The organism is Pseudomonas marginalis, assembly GCF_024169655.1.
GTDB lineage: Bacteria > Pseudomonadota > Gammaproteobacteria > Pseudomonadales > Pseudomonadaceae > Aquipseudomonas > Aquipseudomonas paraveronii.
In genome coordinates, this window is the sequence record NZ_JALJWV010000001.1 from 4,746,159 (window position 1) to 4,763,084 (window position 16,926).

Annotated in this window: 13 protein-coding genes; 3 read left to right on the plus strand and 10 right to left on the minus strand. The window is 62.6% G+C overall.

The features are described from left to right. Nucleotides 1-268 precede the first annotated feature (268 nt). The gene (gene rne, locus J2Y83_RS21785) at nt 269-3,475 is read left to right on the plus strand and encodes a ribonuclease E (protein ID WP_253398169.1); all 3,207 of its coding nucleotides are present in this window, start codon (nt 269-271) and stop codon (nt 3,473-3,475) included. 99 nt (nt 3,476-3,574) lie between these two features. Here the strand turns inward: rne and J2Y83_RS21790 are convergent, their stop codons facing one another. The 5 genes from J2Y83_RS21790 to J2Y83_RS21810 form a co-directional block, all read right to left on the minus strand. Continuing rightward, nucleotides 3,575-4,159: a nucleotidyltransferase family protein gene (locus J2Y83_RS21790; protein ID WP_253398170.1), complete on the minus strand. Its 585-nt coding sequence runs from the start codon at nt 4,157-4,159 to the stop codon at nt 3,575-3,577. After that, entirely contained in the window at nt 4,156-5,142 is a 987-nt protein-coding gene (locus tag J2Y83_RS21795) for an XdhC family protein (RefSeq protein ID WP_253398173.1), read from the minus strand. The genes J2Y83_RS21790 and J2Y83_RS21795 overlap by 4 nt, the downstream gene beginning before the upstream one ends. Then, nucleotides 5,142-7,463, minus strand: a complete 2,322-nt coding sequence (locus J2Y83_RS21800) for a xanthine dehydrogenase family protein molybdopterin-binding subunit (RefSeq protein WP_253398175.1) — start codon at nt 7,461-7,463, stop codon at nt 5,142-5,144. The genes J2Y83_RS21795 and J2Y83_RS21800 overlap by 1 nt, the downstream gene beginning before the upstream one ends. After that, on the minus strand, nt 7,460-7,930 hold the full coding sequence (locus J2Y83_RS21805) for a (2Fe-2S)-binding protein (protein ID WP_247395888.1): 471 nt from the start codon (nt 7,928-7,930) through the stop codon (nt 7,460-7,462). The genes J2Y83_RS21800 and J2Y83_RS21805 overlap by 4 nt, the downstream gene beginning before the upstream one ends. 254 nt (nt 7,931-8,184) lie before the next feature. Further along, entirely contained in the window at nt 8,185-9,516 is a 1,332-nt protein-coding gene (locus J2Y83_RS21810; RefSeq protein WP_253398177.1) for a dicarboxylate/amino acid:cation symporter, read from the minus strand. 339 nt (nt 9,517-9,855) lie between these two features. Between J2Y83_RS21810 and J2Y83_RS21815 the strand changes: the two genes are divergently transcribed. Then, nucleotides 9,856-10,854, plus strand: coding sequence for an AraC family transcriptional regulator (locus tag J2Y83_RS21815; RefSeq protein ID WP_253398179.1), 999 nt, complete (start codon nt 9,856-9,858; stop codon nt 10,852-10,854). A gap of 21 nt (nt 10,855-10,875) precedes the next feature. Here the strand turns inward: J2Y83_RS21815 and J2Y83_RS21820 are convergent, their stop codons facing one another. Genes J2Y83_RS21820 through J2Y83_RS21830 form a run of 3 tightly spaced genes read right to left on the minus strand, consistent with a single transcriptional unit; the run spans nt 10,876 to nt 13,223 of the window. Further along, entirely contained in the window at nt 10,876-12,222 is a 1,347-nt protein-coding gene (locus J2Y83_RS21820; protein ID WP_247395896.1) for an ATP-binding protein, read from the minus strand. Beyond that, a complete protein-coding gene (locus J2Y83_RS21825; RefSeq protein ID WP_247395898.1) occupies nt 12,219-12,896 on the minus strand; it encodes a response regulator in 678 nt (225 codons plus the stop codon). Before J2Y83_RS21825 ends, J2Y83_RS21820 begins: the two co-directional genes overlap by 4 nt. Nucleotides 12,897-12,914: 18 nt before the next feature. Further along, nucleotides 12,915-13,223: a hypothetical protein gene (locus J2Y83_RS21830; protein ID WP_247395900.1), complete on the minus strand. Its 309-nt coding sequence runs from the start codon at nt 13,221-13,223 to the stop codon at nt 12,915-12,917. A 136-nt stretch (nt 13,224-13,359) separates the two neighbouring features. Here J2Y83_RS21830 and J2Y83_RS21835 point away from each other — a divergent pair, with 136 nt between their 5' ends. After that, nucleotides 13,360-14,076 (plus strand): 4'-phosphopantetheinyl transferase family protein, encoded by a 717-nt coding sequence (locus J2Y83_RS21835; RefSeq protein WP_253398190.1) that lies wholly within the window; start codon nt 13,360-13,362, stop codon nt 14,074-14,076. Nucleotides 14,077-14,172: 96 nt separating this feature from the next. Here J2Y83_RS21835 and J2Y83_RS21840 read toward each other — a convergent pair whose 3' ends face one another. Together J2Y83_RS21840 and J2Y83_RS21845 are read right to left on the minus strand one after the other, a co-directional pair. After that, nucleotides 14,173-15,783 (minus strand): ATP-binding protein, encoded by a 1,611-nt coding sequence (locus J2Y83_RS21840; protein WP_253398192.1) that lies wholly within the window; start codon nt 15,781-15,783, stop codon nt 14,173-14,175. Then, nucleotides 15,780-16,505: a response regulator gene (locus J2Y83_RS21845; RefSeq protein WP_253398194.1), complete on the minus strand. Its 726-nt coding sequence runs from the start codon at nt 16,503-16,505 to the stop codon at nt 15,780-15,782. The genes J2Y83_RS21840 and J2Y83_RS21845 overlap by 4 nt, the downstream gene beginning before the upstream one ends. Between the last annotated feature and the right edge of the window lie 421 nt (nt 16,506-16,926).

The following is a 16,926-nucleotide window of genomic DNA, read 5'->3' on the forward strand; positions in this document are numbered from 1 at the left end:
AGCATTAGGCTTATATATAGACGCTTCATCTCGTCCACAGTCGCCGGTTGATTCCTCCTCCTGACCTTAGCTTTTGTTGAAGTGGTGCTTTTGTCACCACCGCTAACAAGCAGGACGCGTCCGTCGCGATACCAGCCCAATTTGCCGGTTATTGCTGGACACTGGAGTGGCCAACCACTCTTGACGCACCTGACACCGACCGTGAGAAGTCGTGTGTGCCGAACGCCGTTTCCGGCAGCCCGGAAACCGACGGTACAACATGAAAAGAATGCTGATTAACGCAACTCAACCCGAAGAGTTGCGTGTTGCGCTGGTAGATGGCCAACGCCTCTACGACCTGGACATCGAATCCGGTGCACGCGAGCAGAAGAAGGCCAACATCTATAAAGGCCGTATTACTCGCATCGAACCAAGCCTTGAGGCTGCCTTTGTCGATTTCGGCTCCGAGCGCCATGGCTTCCTGCCCCTCAAAGAAATCTCCCGCGAATACTTCAAGAAAGCCCCCGAAGGCCGCGTGAACATCAAGGACGTCCTGAGCGAAGGCCAGGAAGTCATCGTTCAGGTAGAAAAAGAAGAACGTGGCAACAAGGGCGCCGCCCTGACCACCTTCATCAGCCTGGCCGGTCGTTACCTGGTGCTGATGCCGAACAACCCACGTGCCGGCGGCATTTCCCGTCGCATCGAAGGTGAAGAGCGCAACGAACTGCGTGAAGCGCTGAACGGCCTGGTCGCTCCAGCCGACATGGGCCTGATCGTGCGCACTGCCGGCCTGGGCCGCAGCAGCGAAGAAATGCAGTGGGACCTCGACTACCTGCTGCAACTGTGGACCGCTATCAAAGAAGCGTCCCTGGATCGTTCCGCGCCGTTCCTGATCTACCAGGAAAGCAACGTGATCATCCGCGCCATCCGCGATTACCTGCGCCAGGACATCGGCGAAGTGCTGATCGACAGCGTCGAAGCCCAGGACGAAGCCCTGACCTTCATCCGCCAGGTGATGCCGCAGTACGCCAGCAAGATCAAGCTGTACGAAGACAGCGTTCCGCTGTTCAACCGTTTCCAGATCGAAAGCCAGATCGAGACCGCCTTCCAGCGCGTGGTCGAACTGCCTTCCGGCGGCTCCATCGTGATCGACCCGACCGAAGCCCTGGTGTCCATCGACATCAACTCGGCGCGTGCCACGAAAGGTAGCGACATCGAAGAAACCGCCCTGCAGACCAACCTGGAAGCGGCTGAAGAAATCGCCCGCCAGTTGCGCCTGCGTGATATCGGCGGCCTGATCGTGATCGACTTCATCGACATGACCCCCGCCAAGAACCAGCGCGCCGTGGAAGAAAAAGTCCGCGAATGCCTGGAAGCCGACCGTGCCCGTGTGCAAGTCGGCCGCATCTCGCGCTTCGGCCTGCTGGAAATGTCCCGTCAGCGCCTGCGTCCGTCCCTGGGCGAAAGCAGCGGCATTGTTTGCCCACGTTGCAACGGCACCGGCATCATCCGTGACGTTGAATCGCTGTCCCTGGCGATCCTGCGCCTGATCGAAGAAGAAGCCCTGAAAGACCGCACCGCCGAAGTCCGCGCGCAAGTGCCGATCCCGGTTGCCGCGTTCCTGCTCAACGAAAAACGCAACTCGATCACCAAGATCGAACTGCGCACCCGTGCCCGTATCGTCATCCTGCCGAACGATCACCTGGAAACGCCGCACTTCGAAGTGCAGCGCCTGCGTGATGACAGCCCGGAAGCCCACAGCGGCCAGTCCAGCTACGAAATCGCCGCTGCCGCTGCCGAAGTGGAAGAAGTCCAGCCAGCCGCCGCGACCCGCACCCTGGTTCGCCAGGAAGCCGCCGTGAAGACCGCTCCGGCGCGTGCCAACGCACCGGTTCCGGTTGAAGTCGCGGCCCCGGTTGCCGCCCCGGCCGCGCTGCCTGAGCCAAGCCTGTTCAAGGGCCTGGTGAAGTCGCTGGTCAGCCTGTTCGCCAGCAAGGAAGAGCCTGCGGCACCGGTTGTGGTTGAAAAACCTGCCACCGAGCGCCCGGCGCGTAACGAAGAGCGTCGCAACGGTCGCCAGCAGAGCCGTAACCGCAACGGTCGCCGTGACGAAGAGCGCAAGCCGCGCGAAGAACGTGCCCCGCGTGAAGAGCGCGCACCCCGTGAAGAGCGTGCGCCTCGCGAAGCCCGCGAAGAGACCCCGGCCGTAGTAGCCCGTGAAGAACGCGCACCGCGTGAAGAGCGCGCACCGCGCCCACCACGTGCACCGCGTGAAGATCGCAAGCCACGTGGCGAGCGCGAAGAGCGTGTGCGTGAACTGCGCGAGCCGCTGGACGCCGCGCCTGCCGTTGCCGCTGCTACTGCTGCTGCCACCCCAGAAGAACGCCCGGCTCGCCCGCCGCGTGAAGAGCGTGCGCCACGTGAAGAGCGTCAACCACGCGCACCGCGTGAAGAACGTCAACCACGCACCGAGCCGGCGGCTAGCGCCAGCGAAGAAGACGAAGAAGTGCTGACCGGCGAAGAGCAACTGCTCGAAGACGGCCAGGACAACGCCGAAGGCGATCGTCCACGCCGCCGCTCCCGTGGCCAGCGTCGTCGCAGCAACCGTCGTGAGCGTCAACGTGATGCCAACGGCAACGTGATCGAAGGTTCGGAAGAAGCCGGCGAGAACGCAGAAGCCGCCAACAGCGAACCGACTGGCGCCGAACTGGCTGCCGGCCTGGCTGTTACGGCTGCCGTTGCCAGCTCGGTCATCAGCGCACCTGCCGAAGCCCAGGCTCACGAGCAGGCTGAACGCGCCACTGCCGCCGTCGAAGAAACCGTTGCGGTAGAGGCACCAGTCGCCGAGACCCCAGTGGTTGAAGCACCGGTCGTAGAAGCAACTACCCCGATCGAAGCCCCCGTGGTTGCGGAAGTGGAAGTTGCGCCGGTTCGCGAAGCCCAACCAGAAGCCGAAGTAGTTGCTGCGGAGCCTGCCCCGGTGGTTGAGCCACAACCAGTGGTTGAAGCCGTTGTAGAAGCACCGGTTGTCGAAGAAGCCGCCCCAGCCGTGCGTGAAGTTCGCGAAGAACAGACCGCCTTCCAGTGGACAGCCGAACCTGCCACCCCGGTTGAAGCGCCCGCCCCCGCCCCTGTGGTAGAAGCAGCGCCAACCCCGGTAGCCGAAGTGGTTGAAGCCGCTCCGGTAGCGGTTGCCGAGCCTGCGCCAGTGGTTGAAGCACCCGTCGCTGCCGAAGCCGCCGCACCGGTGGTTGAAGCCGCACCGGCCATTGCCCTGACCGAAAACGGCCGTGCGCCGAACGACCCACGTGAAGTGCGCCGTCGTCGCAAGGAAGCCGAAGCTGCCGCCGCTGCTGCCGCTGCCGCACCGGCTGTCGCCGAAGTGGTCGAGCACACTGCCCCAATCGTCGACGAGACCCCGAGTTCCGTTGAAGAAGTGGCAGAGCATCACCCAAAGGCCCTGGAAGAAGAGCACGAGCCTAAACCTCTCGTCTGATTCCATCCGCCACTAAAAAGCCCCGCCTGATCACTCAGGCGGGGCTTTTTTATGCCAACAAAGATTCAATGTGGGAGGGGGCAAGCCCCCTCCCACATTTCAGAGCGGTTTGAAATCCAACAGATGCGGCAGATCCACATCCCAGAGTACGCCAGGATCGCTTACCTGGATCTCACGCACTTCCCCCTGGGCAAATAGTGGCTTGGCCCCGCGATCACCCGTCAACGCCATCAACGCCGGCCCGAACGCTCGTCCAAACGCAACCGGATGCCCATACTGGCCGGCATGCACCGGCACGCTGATACCGTCTATGCGCTCCAACACCCGTTCAATGCTGGACGGCAGAATGAACGGCATATCACCCAGCACCACCAGCCAGCCATCGCTGGAACCACTGGCCGCGACCGCCGCGGCAATGCTGTCGCCCATTCCGGCCGAGCACAGCTGCACTACCTCGCAACCATGGGCCTGCGCCAGACGAATAACTTCAAGCCGATCGGGCGAGGTCACCACCACGCGCTTTACAGCGCACGCCGGCAAATTCACCAACACCTGCTCGATCACCGGCCGCACCACAGCGTCACGGCCCACGCAATCAGCCAGCAACTTATCCTGATCAGCCCCGGCTGCAGCGCGAAAACGACTGCCCTGCCCCGCCGCCAGCACAATCACAGTGACGCTCATTCAACCTGCACCGGCATCGGCTTTTTCTGCAGCGGTGCCACGCCGTTCTTGATCGCGACAATTTCCGCCAGCAACGACAGGGCAATCTCCGCGGGTGTATGGCTGCCGATATGCAAACCGATCGGCCCATGCAGCCGCGCAATCGCCTGCGCAGACAACCCCAGCGCCGCCAGGTTTTCCCGGCGTTTACGGGTGTTGACCCGCGAACCCAGCGCGCCGATATAGAACGCGCTGGAGTTCAATGCCGTCAGCAACGCCATATCGTCCAGGCGCGGATCGTGGGTCAGGCAGACGATAGCCGTGCGTTCGTCGGTCTGGATGTTCAGCACCGCGTCATCAGGCATGCCGGGCACAAAGCGGCCGTGCTGTTCTTCCCAGCCATACACGAACTCGTCACGCGGGTCGCAGATCAGCACTTCGAAATCCAGCAACCGCGCCATTTGCGCCACATAGCGTGACAGCTGCCCGGCGCCGATCAACAGCAGGCGCCAGCGCGGGCCATAGATGGCGCGCAAGCGCTCGCCGTCGAAGGCCACCACGTCGGTCTTGCTCGCAGCGCTCAGGCGCACATTGCCGGTGGCCAGGTCCAACTCGCGAGCGACGATTTCATGGGCTTCACAGCGCGCCAGCAACTCGGCCACCCATTCCCACTCCATCACGCGCTCTTCGGTCAGGCGCAGGGTGCCACCGCACGGCAATCCAAAACGCGCCGCTTCATCGCGCGTCACGCCGTAGGTCACCAACTGCACCGCTGGCCCGTCATCCGCCAACCGACCATCCTGCAAACGCGCAATCAAGTCATCTTCAATGCAGCCGCCGGACACCGAGCCAATCACCACCCCGTCACCGCGCAAGGCGAGCATGGCCCCAGGCGGACGCGGCGCGCTGCCCCAGGTCTGGACCACGCTGTACAACACCACCCGCTGCCCCGCGCGGCGCCATTCGAGCACGCTGCGCAGGACATTCAGATCCACACTGTCCATCAGGCCTTCGTCTCCTGCCAACCCTGCAGTTGGTAGCGCACGGGCAGGCTACGAATGCGCTTGCCGGTGGCGGCAAAAATCGCATTACACAACGCCGGCGCAATCGGCGGCACGCCGGGCTCACCGACACCCCCCAACGGCACCTCGCCCTGTGGCGTGACCAGGTGTACCGCAACGACCTTGGGCGCCAGGGACATGCGCGCCACTTCATACATATGGAAGTTATCCTGCTGGACCTTGCCGTCCTTGAAGCTGATCTCGCCCAATACCGCGTTGCCCAGGCCCATCACGCAGGCGCCTTCGAATTGCGAGCGAATGCGTTCCGGGTTGATCTGCGGGCCGCAGTCCACGGCGATATCCGCCTTGTGTACGATCAGCGTGCCGTCGCCTTTGACTTCGACCTCGATCACCGCCGCCACATAGGTGACGAAACTGTAATGCACCGCCAGCCCCAGGCCTCGGCCCTTGGGCAGCGCGCGCCCCCAGCCGGCGGCCTTGGCGGCGGTTTCCAGCACCCCGCGCAGGCGGGCGGTATCGATCGGGTAGCGCTCCGGGGATTCGCCGTAGTTCCACTCATCGCTCAGGGTTTTCGGATCGATCTGACGATCCGGTCCGAGTAGCTTGAGTTGGTACTGCAACGGGTCCTGACCGGCCTTGTGCGCCAGTTCATCGACAAAGCTCTGAATCGCAAAGCCGTGGGGGATGTTCGACACCGAGCGATACCAGCCAACCCGGGTGTGAGCTGCAGCTTCGGGGTTTTCCAGGCGCACATTGGGAATCGCGTAGGCCATGTTGGTAAAGCCCATGCCCAGCTCGAACGCCGCCTCATGGTTCATGCCCGGCGCAAACAGTGCAGTGATGCTCGGCGCGACGGTGCGGTGCAGCCAGGCAGAAGGCAGGCCGTCCTTGTTCAGGCCAGCCTTGAGGTACTCGGCGGAGACCGTGTGGAAGTAGGAGTTGTGGATATCATCTTCGCGGGTCCACTGCACGCGCACGGCCTTGCCAGGGAACTCCTTGGCGAGGATGGCCGCCTCGACCACGAAGTCCGGCTTGGACTTGCGACCGAAGCCGCCGCCCAGCAGCGTGACATTGATGGTCACGTTATCGAAAGGCAGGCCCAGGCGCTCGGCAACGCGCTCGCGGGTCACCTGCGGCGCCTGGCTTGGCGCCCAGGCGTCGCACTGGCCCTTGTCGAAACGGGCGATGGCAACCATCGGTTCCATCGGCGACTGGGCCAGATGCGGCAGGTAATAAGCGGCTTCGAGGGTGCTGTCGGCATCGCTCATGGCCTGGTCGAGGGTGCCGGTGTTGCGCACCACTTTGCCCGGTTGCTGCGCGGCCGCTTCCAGATCCTTGCGGTAATCGATGGAGTTGTAGCCGGCGTTGACGCCGTCATCCCAGACAATGCTCAGCGCTTCACGGCCCTTGATCGCCGCCCAGGTGTTGCTCGCCACCACGGCCACGCCGCCCAGCGGCTGGAACTCCGAAGGCAGAGGGCGGCTTTCGATTTCGAGGACCTTGATCACCCCCGGCACCTTCAACGCCGCACTGGCATCGAAGGATTTGACCTTACCGCCATAGACCTGCGGCCGTGCAATGGTGGCATAGAGCATGCCGTCGAAATGCACGTCCGCGCCGTAGACTGCGCGACCGTTGACGATATCGGCACCATCGATGGCCTTGACGCCCTCTTTGCCGATGTAGCGGAATTCCGACGGCTGCTTGAGGCGCAGCGTGTCCCGCGCCAGCACCGCCAATGCACCGGCAGCGGCGGCCAATTCGCCATAGCCCAGGGCGCGACCGCTGGGCTGGTGGATGACCTTATGCAACTGCGCACGGCACTCGCCCAACGGGACTTTCCACTGGTCGGCAGCCGCCTGTTCCAGCATCGCACGCACACTCGCGCCGCAACGCCGCATCGGTTCGAACCAGTGGCGCATGCTGCGCGAGCCATCGGTGTCCTGGTTGCCGTAACGCACTTCGTCGCCCGGCGCCTGCTGGACCCGCACATGGGCCCAATCGGCGTCCAACTCATCGGCGACCACCAGGCTCAGGCTGGTACGCACGCCCTGGCCCATTTCCGAACGGTTGCAGATCACCGTCACGGTACCGTCGGTGGCGATGCTGACGTAGACCTTGGGGTCATCGATCAGCCCATGGGGCATGGCATCGCCGCCATATTTCTTGACGGCATCAGCGGCAAACGCCTCGGGCAAGCCCCAACTGGCGGCGATCACCAGCGCGCCGGTGGCGCCGACGCCCTGCAGGAAACCGCGGCGGCTGAGGTTATTGAGGACGAAATCAGCGGGTAAGAGGCTCATGCCTTGGCCCCCTGCAGATGCGTCGAAGCCTGGCGGATCGCGGTCTTGATGCGGTTGTAGGTGCCGCACCGACAGATATTGCCGACCATCGCCTCTTCGATCTGCTCGTCGCTGGGGTTGGGGTTGGTTTTCAGCAGCGCGGTGGCCGACATGATTTGCCCGCCCTGGCAGTAGCCGCACTGGGCCACGGCGCTGTCCAGCCAGGCTTGCTGCACGACCTGGCCGATCGGGTCGGTGTGCAGGTTGTCGATGGTGCTGACGGCCTGGCCCTTGACCGCGCCGATCGGGGTGATGCAACTGCGCGCTGGCGCGCCGTCGATATGAATGGTGCATGCGCCGCACAGGCCCATGCCGCAGCCGAATTTGGTGCCGTTGTAGCCCGCCACATCGCGGATCGCCCACAACAGTGGCATCTCCTCGGTGACGTCCAGTTGATGGTCTTGGCCGTTGAGTTTCAGGGTAATCATTGGGCACGCCCGCCTATTTTCTGCTTTTAGGGGCGAGCCATCTGTCGCGAAAGGTATCGCTGGTTCGGGTGCGCGCAGATTGGCTCAGGCTGAGGAGGCTCTCTTGTGAAGACGAATCTTCACCGGGCCTTTGATGGAGCATGGGCTTAATGTAAACCAAAAATCCGTAAAGTGGCCGAGCAGAAACGCAAACGCCCCGAACCAGTCGGGGCGTTTGCAGATTGCGGTGGGCGTCAGTTCACCCCATCAGCGTCTTACTTGATCACCGGCGCAGGGCCTTCGGCCACGCCCAGGTCATCTTCTTCACGGGTGTCGGAGATACCACGACCACCGGAAGCCAGCTCGACTTGCAGCGTGTCTTCGTCCAGTTCGTTGACCCACTTGGCTACCACCAGGGTCGCCACGGCGTTACCGACCAGGTTGGTCAGCGCACGGGCTTCGGACATGAAGCGGTCGATACCCAGGATCAGCGCCAGGCCGGCAACCGGCAGGTGGCCTACGGCCGACAGGGTCGCGGCGAGGACGATGAAACCACTGCCGGTCACGCCTGCAGCGCCTTTGGAGGACAGCAGCAGCACCAGCAACAACGTGATCTGGTGGGTGATGTCCATGTGCGTGTCAGTCGCCTGGGCGATGAACACGGCAGCCATGGTCAGGTAGATCGACGTACCGTCGAGGTTGAACGAGTAGCCGGTCGGGATCACCAGGCCAACCACGGATTTCTTCGCGCCCAGACGCTCCATCTTGATCAGCATGCGTGGCAGTGCCGATTCAGACGAGGACGTACCCAGAACGATCAGCAGCTCTTCACGGATGTAGCGGATCAGTTTCAGCACGCTGAAACCGTGCGCGCGGCAGATGGCGCCGAGCACCACGACTACGAACAGGACGCAGGTGATGTAGAAGCAGATCATCAACTGGCCCAGTTGCACCAGCGAGCCGACACCGTAGGCACCGATGGTGAACGCCATGGCGCCGAGGGCACCGATTGGCGCGAGCTTCATGATCATGTTGATGATGTTGAACATCACGTGGGCGAAGCGATCGATGAAGTCCAGCACCGGCTTGCCGTAGGCACCCAGGCGATGCAGGGCGAAACCGAAGATCACCGAGAACATCAGCACTTGCAGGATGTCACCGTTAGCGAATGCGCCGACGATGGTGTTCGGGATCACGTTGAGCAGGAAGCCAACGATGCTCTGGTCCGCACCGGCCGTCACGTAGGCCGCGACTTTCGAAGCGTCCAGGGTTGCCACGTCGATGTGCATGCCGGCGCCCGGCTGCACAACGTTCACCACGAACAGGCCGATCAGCAGGGCGATGGAGGACACGACTTCGAAGTACAGCAGCGCGTAGCCGCCGGTTTTGCCGACCGATTTCATGCTCTGCATGCCGGCGATGCCGCTGACAACGGTGCAGAAGATGATCGGGGCGATGACCATTTTGATCAGTTTGATAAACCCGTCACCCAGCGGCTTGAGGGCCACGCCGGTCTGCGGGTAAAAGTGACCGAGCAAAATACCGATAACGATGGCAACGATCACCTGGAAATACAGGGATTTGTACAGTGGCTGACGAGTCGTCATTGTAAAGTTCCTCAATCGTCCCGTGTGGCAAATATCCGCCATTGCCCACGGCACTTGAATTGCGAACCCTCCTGCACTGGAGGGATTTGTTGTTTGCGAGACCTGTAGGACCAAGCCTGCGCTGTAGTACTTATCGCAAACGCCGTGCCACTTTTCTGAAACGGTCTGAAGCCCCTTAGACATAAGGGTTGGAGGGATTAAGCCGTGCCTCACTGCGGCCCGTCAGGCGGCGGATTTCCGCCAACTCATCGAATCTCGTCCTACAATTTGGCGGATATCCGCCTTGTCGCAGTACCGGGCGATGGCTACCATCCGCCCTTCCATGGACGAGGCCCTTGCATGCGTGAACGTACCATCGCCAGTCACTACGCCCGAGCGGCCCTCGGCGGTGCGCGCCGGGCAGGCTACGACTACTCGGGTCTGTTGCAGCAGGTGGGCATCACCCCGGAACTGTTGACCGAACCCCGCGCCCGCATCGCGCCGGAACAATTTACCCGGCTGTTGCAAATGCTCTGGCTCGCGCTGGACGACGAGTACCTGGGCTTTGCCGAAGGGCCGAGCAAGCGCGGCACGTTCGCCATGATGTGCCACGCGCTGATCCATTGCCGCACCCTGGAGAAGGCTCTGGAACGCGGCTTATTGTTTTATAGCCTATTCCCACAAGGTCCGCGTTGGCATCTGACACGGGAAGGCGAAATGGCCCGCTTGAGCCTGGACGACTCACAGCTAGGCGACCCAGATCATTTTCTCAGTGAATGCCTGTTGGTGATCTGGCATCGCCTCGGCAGTTGGTTGATCGGCCAGCGCATCCGTCTGCACCAGGCCACGTTCAGCTACCCGATGCCGGCCCACGCCAGCGAATACGACCTGTTGTTTCCCTGCCCACAGGTGTTTGGCGCACCGAACAGCAGCCTGGTGTTTCCTGCCCGTTACTTGAGCCTGCCGCTGCTGCAGGACGAGCGCACCCTCAAGCATTTCCTGCAGCGCTCCCCCGCCGACTTGCTGTCGCGGCCCGATGAGGGCGACAGTTTGAGCAGCCAGATCCGCCGCCTGCTCAGCCGTGACCGCACGCCCTGGCCGGACCTGGACGCCGTTGCCCAACACCTGCACATCAGCCCGCAGACCCTGCGCCGGCATCTGCGTGAAGAAGGCAGCAGTTTTCAAGCGCTCAAGGATGAGTTGCGGCGGGACATCGCCATCTACCATCTGGGACGCGCGAACTTGTCATTGCAGGAAATTGCCGAGCAGCTCGGGTTTTCCGAGCCATCGGCGTTTCATCGGGCGTTCAAGAAGTGGACGGGGTTGACGCCGGGGGCCTACCGCGCGCAGGAAACCTGATGAGTCACATCAGCCGTAGGGTCACAGGGCCGGAAAGTGAATCTTGAACGCCGCGCCCCCCAACGGTGAGTCCCCCAGGGTCAGGCGTGCGCCGTAGCTTTCAATGATGTCCTTGACCACCGCCAGGCCGATCCCCTGCCCCGGGTGCTGGCGATCCAGCCGCTCGCCCCGTTGCAGAATCCGCGCGCGCTGGTCGGGCGGCACACCGGGGCCGTCATCTTCGATGCACAGCTCAATGCCTTCCAGGCTTTCCACCAGCCTGATGCGCACTTCGCTCAGGCACAGGCGGTAGGCGTTTTCCAGCAGGTTGCCGAGCAGTTCCAGCAAGGCGCCTTTTTCGATGGGCACATCGCACTCGTCCGGCAACTCGAAGGACACCTTCACGCGCTTGTCGCGGTAGACCTTGTCCAGCGTGTCACACAGGCTTTGCAGCACCGGCTGCAGGCGCACCTGATGGCGTACCAAACCGCTTTTACGCAGGCTGGCGCGCTGCAATTGATAGCTGATCTGCTGGCTCATGCGTTCGATCTGCGATTGCAGCACCCAGGCCTGGTCGCGGTCTTCGGGGCGTTGGGCCATGTCTTCGCTCACGCCTTGCAACACCGCCAGCGGGGTTTTCAGGCTGTGGGCCAAGTCGTCGAGGGAATCGCGGTAGCGGGTACGCTGCTCGCGTTCACTGTGCAACAAACGGTTGAGGGACCCGGTGAGGCGCAGCAGTTCGCGGGGGTGTTCTTCGCTGAGGCTTTCGCGGGTGCCGCCTTCGATCTGGTCCAGCTCCTGGCTCAGGCGCCGCAACGCTTGCAGGCCCCAGGTCAGGCCCAGCCAGAGCAAGGTCAGCAACACCAGCAACGCCGCGCCGAAGCCCAGGTAGAGGTTTTCGCGCAGGCCTTCGAGGGTCAGTTGGTATTCGCGCACCGGTTGCAGCGCGACGATGCTGAACGCCGCACTCTTACCGCCGAGCAGCTTGACCTCAACGTCATACACGAAGAATTCCTGGCCATTGCCCTCACGAATCCGCGCAAATTCATTCCCGCGCCCGTCATAGCGCGGCTTGTAGTTGATGTTTTCTTCCCGGGTCGCCCGCGAACGCCATACCAGGTGGCCTTCGCGGTCGTAGATATAGCCGAGCAGGCGGCTATCGGCGAGGTTGAAGCGTTCGTCCGGCAACTGCGCCGGCATCTGCAGGCGGTTGTTTTCGACCCGCGCCGCCGAAATCAAGGTCGTTACGTCCGACGCCAGGCGCTGCTCGATCGAGTCCTGCAAGGCCAGGCTGAACGCCCCCTGCATGGCCGGCAACAAACCCAGCATAAACAGCACGGCCAGGGTGGTGGCCGCCAGCATCAAGCGCACACGTAACGAGCGAATCAACGGCAGCGCTCATTGAACAGATAGCCCAGGCCGCGCACGGTGTCGATCGGCTTGAACCCGGCCGGGCCTTCCAGTTTACGGCGCAGGCGGCCGACCAGCACTTCGATGACATTCGGGTCGCGCTCGTCGTCATCGGGGTAGAGCTGCTCCATCAAGCGGTCCTTGGGCACCACCTGCTGATGGTGACGCATCAGGTACTCGAGAATCCGGTACTCGTAGGCAGTCAGCGCCAGTGGCTGCTCATCCAACGAGGCTTGCTTGCGATTGAGGTCCAGCAGCAAGGGGCCAGCGACGATGGTCGACTGGGTAAAGCCACTGGAACGGCGCAGCAACGCATTCATCCGCGCCTCCAGCTCTTCGAACTGGAACGGCTTGACCACGTAGTCGTCGGCGCCGGCGGCCAGGCCTTCGACCTTGTCCTGCCAGTTGCCGCGAGCGGTGAGGACAAGGATCGGGAAGGTCTTGTCCTGGGCGCGCAGTTGGCGGATCAGGTCAAGGCCACCCATGCCGGGCAGGCCGAGGTCGATGATCGCCAGGTCATGATTGAATTGGCCGGTCTGGTACAAGGCCTCCTCCGCGTTGGCCACGGCTTCGACCACATGCCCGCTGTCGGTCAGGCGGGTATACAGGTGATGACGCAACAGCGCCTCATCTTCCACCACCAGCAATTTCATAAGGCTCTCCAAGGCAAATCAACTGTCCGACAGAGGGATATCATAGCGGCCCTGCAGGTCTTGCGGGCGCAGTTTAATGCCATTGTAGTGGCCACTCAGGTGTTCATAACCGGCACGGTAAGCCGCCTGCGGACTGCTCAAACCCAGCGCCTGGCCCCACGGCGCGACTTGGCTGTGCGCCTCATCGAAGCTCACACGCTGCATCAGTGTGCTGGACTTCTTGGTTTTCTCGCGACCGAATCCCGCAAAGGCGCTATCGCTGGCCTGCACCCCGGCGGTGGCACTGAGCATGGTCAACGCCAACATCAGCTTCTTGATCGCAGTCATGGTACTTACCTCTAGGCGTTTAGGCTGTAGACCCAGACTACGCAAGTGCCCCTGAACTCCCCCTGAACAGGCTCTGAATCTGGCCTGAACCGCTGCGGGCTATCCACTGGCGCGTCAACTCGGCAAAATACCGCCCATGACGCCCCTACCCGCTTGCTGCACCCCGCTCGACGCCCATTGGCCGCTGCCCGATCCCTTGCCGGGCACGGTGCTGCTCAGTACGCGCTTTGATCCGGCCCTATTGATCGCCGATGATTTCCAACGCAGCGCCGTGCCGCCGCCGGCGAGCATCCAGCGCTCGGTGGCCAAGCGCCAGGCGGAGTTTCTCGCCGGCCGGTTATGCGCCCGCGCCGCCTTGCAACAGCTCGATAACCTGGACTGCGTGCCGGCAATCGGCGAAGACCGTGCGCCGGTGTGGCCGCAGCACATCAGCGGCTCTATCACCCACAGCAGCGGGCACGCGGCGGCGATTGTCGGTCACAAGGCGCAATGGCGTGGGCTGGGGATGGACCTGGAAAATGTCCTGAGCCTGGAGCGCGCCGAACGCCTGGCCGGGGAAATCCTCACCGCCGCAGAGTTGCAGCGCATGGCCATGTTGCCGCGTGAGCAACATGCGCTGCTGGTGACACTGACGTTTTCGGCCAAGGAGAGTTTGTTCAAGGCGCTCTACCCGATCGTGCAGAAGCGCTTTTACTTTGAGCATGCCGAGGTGCTGGAATGGTCAGAGAACGGGCAGGTGCGGTTGCGGCTGCTGACGGATTTGTCCGAAGAGTGGTGCTATGGCAAGGAGTTGGTTGGGCAATTTGCGGTGGATGGGGAGCAGTTGTTGAGCCTTGTAGCAATTAGCGTCTGATCCATCGCTATCGGGGGCAAGCCCCCTCCCACACTTGGAATGCATTCAAATGTGGGAGGGGCGGTGCGACGGTTCGACTTGCCCCCGATAGCGGTATCAGGATTTATCCTGGTCCCGTGGCCAACTCAGGCTGAAGCACGCCCCTCCCAGGTTGTTGCTCTTGCTGATCAACGCCCGCCCGCCATGCCAATAAATAATCCGCCGCACAATCGACAAGCCCAGGCCATGCCCGCCCGAGGCGCGGGTGCGGCTGTCGTCCAGGCGCAGGAAGGGCGTGAAGATGCGCTCCCAGGCGCTTTCCGGTACGCCGGGGCCATCGTCTTCCACATCGATGCGGCAGCGCAGTTGGCCGACCTGGTAGCTGATCAGTACCTGGCCCTGGGCATGGCGCATGGCGTTGCTCACCAGATTTTGCAAGGCGCGGTGCAGGTAGCGCGGCTCGGCATCGACCCAGGCATCGTCCCAATGCGCCGATGACAGGCAAATACCACGGGCCACGTTGATCTGCGGACGCAGTGGCGATAATTCGCCGATCACCTGATCGAGCAACGCATTGAGGTCGACCCGCTGGAAATTCAGCTCCGGCGCGCCCTGCTCCAGGCGCGCGTAGGTGAGCATTTCGTCGACCAGGCCGTCGAGGTCCTGGATATCGCTGTCCATGCCTTCGAGGTATTTGCGCCGGGCCTGCGGGGTGGCGGCGTCGCCGATCATCTCCAGGCCGAAACGCAGGCGTGCCACCGGGGTGCGCAGTTCGTGGGACACGGCACGCACCAGTTCGCGCTGGATCGCCAGCAACTGCTGCAGGTGCTCGGCCATGCCATTGAACGCGGCGGCCAGGCGCCCCACCGAGTCGGCCCCGCGCGCCGGCACGCGCACTTCCAGGTTGCCTTTGGCAATACGCGTGGCGGCCGCTTCCAGGCCTTTGAGGCGGCGCTCAAGCTGACGCACCAATAGATAGACGATCAGGCCAATCAGGGTCAGGCCGATCAACGCAATCAGGATCAACCATTGCGCCGGGTACGGGTTCATTTGATACAACGGGCCGATTTCAAGCACCCAGGGCGTGCCGACCATACCGGCAAACACCCGAATCGAATCGCCCCCCTTGCCCAGCGCCATCACCGTATCGCCCTCCGACACGCGGCGGCGCTGGTCGTCATCCATATCGGCCTGGTCGAGGGCCATCAAGTGCATCTCGAAGCCAAAACCCTTGGCTTCTTTTATCGCGGCCAGTCGTTGCGGCTGCTCGGCCACCGGGAAACGCACCAGTTCGTCGGCCAACAGGTAGATCGTCGCGCGCGCCAATTGCTCGCTGATCTGCTGCACTTCACCTTCCAGCACCAATTGATCCGCCTCGCTGACCAACCGCAGCACCCGCGCAGCATGCGGCCCGGTCTGCTGCACCAGCACCTGGCCGCGCTGCAGGCGGGTGCGCTGGCCGAGGTCCAATTGGGCATCGGTGTACGTGCGCAGCGTCAGGGGAATGCCCAACAGGCGTTCCCACACCGCCAGTGCGCGCCGGCGCTCAATCGCGCTCATGGGTTGCAGGTTATCGCCCATCAAGGCAAACGTGCCGTGGGCCAGGCGCTCACGGTACTGCCCGCTGCGCACGTCATTGAGCAAGTGCAACGCCAGCACGCCCAACAGCGCCACCAGGATCAGCGCCGCACACATGCCGCCGTAGATGCGCAGGAAGATCGAGTTCACAGCGGCATGTCGGCGGCGGCTTCGGGGACGAACAAATAGCCTTTGCTGCGCACGGTCTTGATCAGGCGCGGGTGGATCGGGTCGTCGCCGATCTTCGGACGGATACGCGAGATGCGCACGTCAATCGAGCGGTCCTGGCCGTCGTAGCCGATGCCGCGCAGGGCGATGAAGATTTCTTCGCGCGACAGGATGCGCCCGGCATTCGCCACCAGCAGCCACAGCAGGTCGAACTCGGCGCTGGTCAGTTCGATGCCCTCGCCCTGCAGCCAGGCTTCGCGCAGGGCGTTATCCACCAGCAGCGGGCCGAATTGCAGGCGGCGCTGGTTTTGCGCGACGGCCGGTTCCGCCGGCTCGCTGCGGCGCAACAGCGCCTGGATACGCGCCAGCAACAGGCGCGGGCGCACGGGTTTGCACACGTAGTCGTCGGCGCCCATGTCCAGGCCCAGTACCTGGTCCATGTCGTCGGTACGCGCGGTGAGCATGAGGATCACCCCGTCGTAGCGCTCGCGCACCTTGCGGCAGATGCTCAGGCCGTCTTCGCCGGGCAGCATCAGGTCGAGAATCACCAGGTCCGGCTGTTCGGCGATGATCCGCGCCGCAGCCTGGGCGCCATCGCCTTCCACCGACACGCGCAGGCCGTTGCTCTCCAGGTAATCACGGGTCAACTCGGCCAATCGCTCGTCATCCTCGACGATCAGGATTTGCCAGGCTTCATGCTCCACAGGTAATCCTCGTTGTTATTAGGGGATTGGTTGGTCTGCTCGATCAAATGTGGGAGGGGACTTGCGCCCTCCCACCTGTTGATCTTCGCCAGCCACACCTTATTTGTAATGTTGTGAGGGCATAACAATGATCGATTGTAGCCATGCCCCAACCCTCGAACACAAGCCAGGAAATGCATTCGGTGATGCGGTTTTTTTGTGATAGGGTTCGCGCCCTCAAAAATCCAAAGAGCCGTTTTTTTCTTGGAATATTCAGTGACAAACGGCGCGGTCCAGCAGTACTGCGGCCTACACGGGCATTCTACGTTTCATACACATTTTACTCACAGCGTTATCCACAGGCCCTGGATTGCTAAGCCTCCAAAAACGCATTATCTTGTACCTCGGCGCCAAAAAAACCCTACATGTAGGGTTTTGAACT

Excerpts from the sequence above, each read along its gene's own strand:
- rne (WP_253398169.1), top strand. The coding sequence starts at position 269 with ATGCTGATTAACGCAACTCAACCCGAAGAGTTGCGTGTTGCGCTGGTA.
- J2Y83_RS21790 (WP_253398170.1), bottom strand. The coding sequence starts at position 4,159 with ATGAGCGTCACTGTGATTGTGCTGGCGGCGGGGCAGGGCAGTCGTTTT.
- J2Y83_RS21795 (WP_253398173.1), bottom strand. The coding sequence starts at position 5,142 with ATGGACAGTGTGGATCTGAATGTCCTGCGCAGCGTGCTCGAATGGCGC.
- J2Y83_RS21800 (WP_253398175.1), bottom strand. The coding sequence starts at position 7,463 with ATGAGCCTCTTACCCGCTGATTTCGTCCTCAATAACCTCAGCCGCCGC.
- J2Y83_RS21805 (WP_247395888.1), bottom strand. The coding sequence starts at position 7,930 with ATGATTACCCTGAAACTCAACGGCCAAGACCATCAACTGGACGTCACC.
- J2Y83_RS21810 (WP_253398177.1), bottom strand. The coding sequence starts at position 9,516 with ATGACGACTCGTCAGCCACTGTACAAATCCCTGTATTTCCAGGTGATC.
- J2Y83_RS21815 (WP_253398179.1), top strand. The coding sequence starts at position 9,856 with ATGCGTGAACGTACCATCGCCAGTCACTACGCCCGAGCGGCCCTCGGC.
- J2Y83_RS21825 (WP_247395898.1), bottom strand. The coding sequence starts at position 12,896 with ATGAAATTGCTGGTGGTGGAAGATGAGGCGCTGTTGCGTCATCACCTG.
- J2Y83_RS21830 (WP_247395900.1), bottom strand. The coding sequence starts at position 13,223 with ATGACTGCGATCAAGAAGCTGATGTTGGCGTTGACCATGCTCAGTGCC.
- J2Y83_RS21835 (WP_253398190.1), top strand. The coding sequence starts at position 13,360 with ATGACGCCCCTACCCGCTTGCTGCACCCCGCTCGACGCCCATTGGCCG.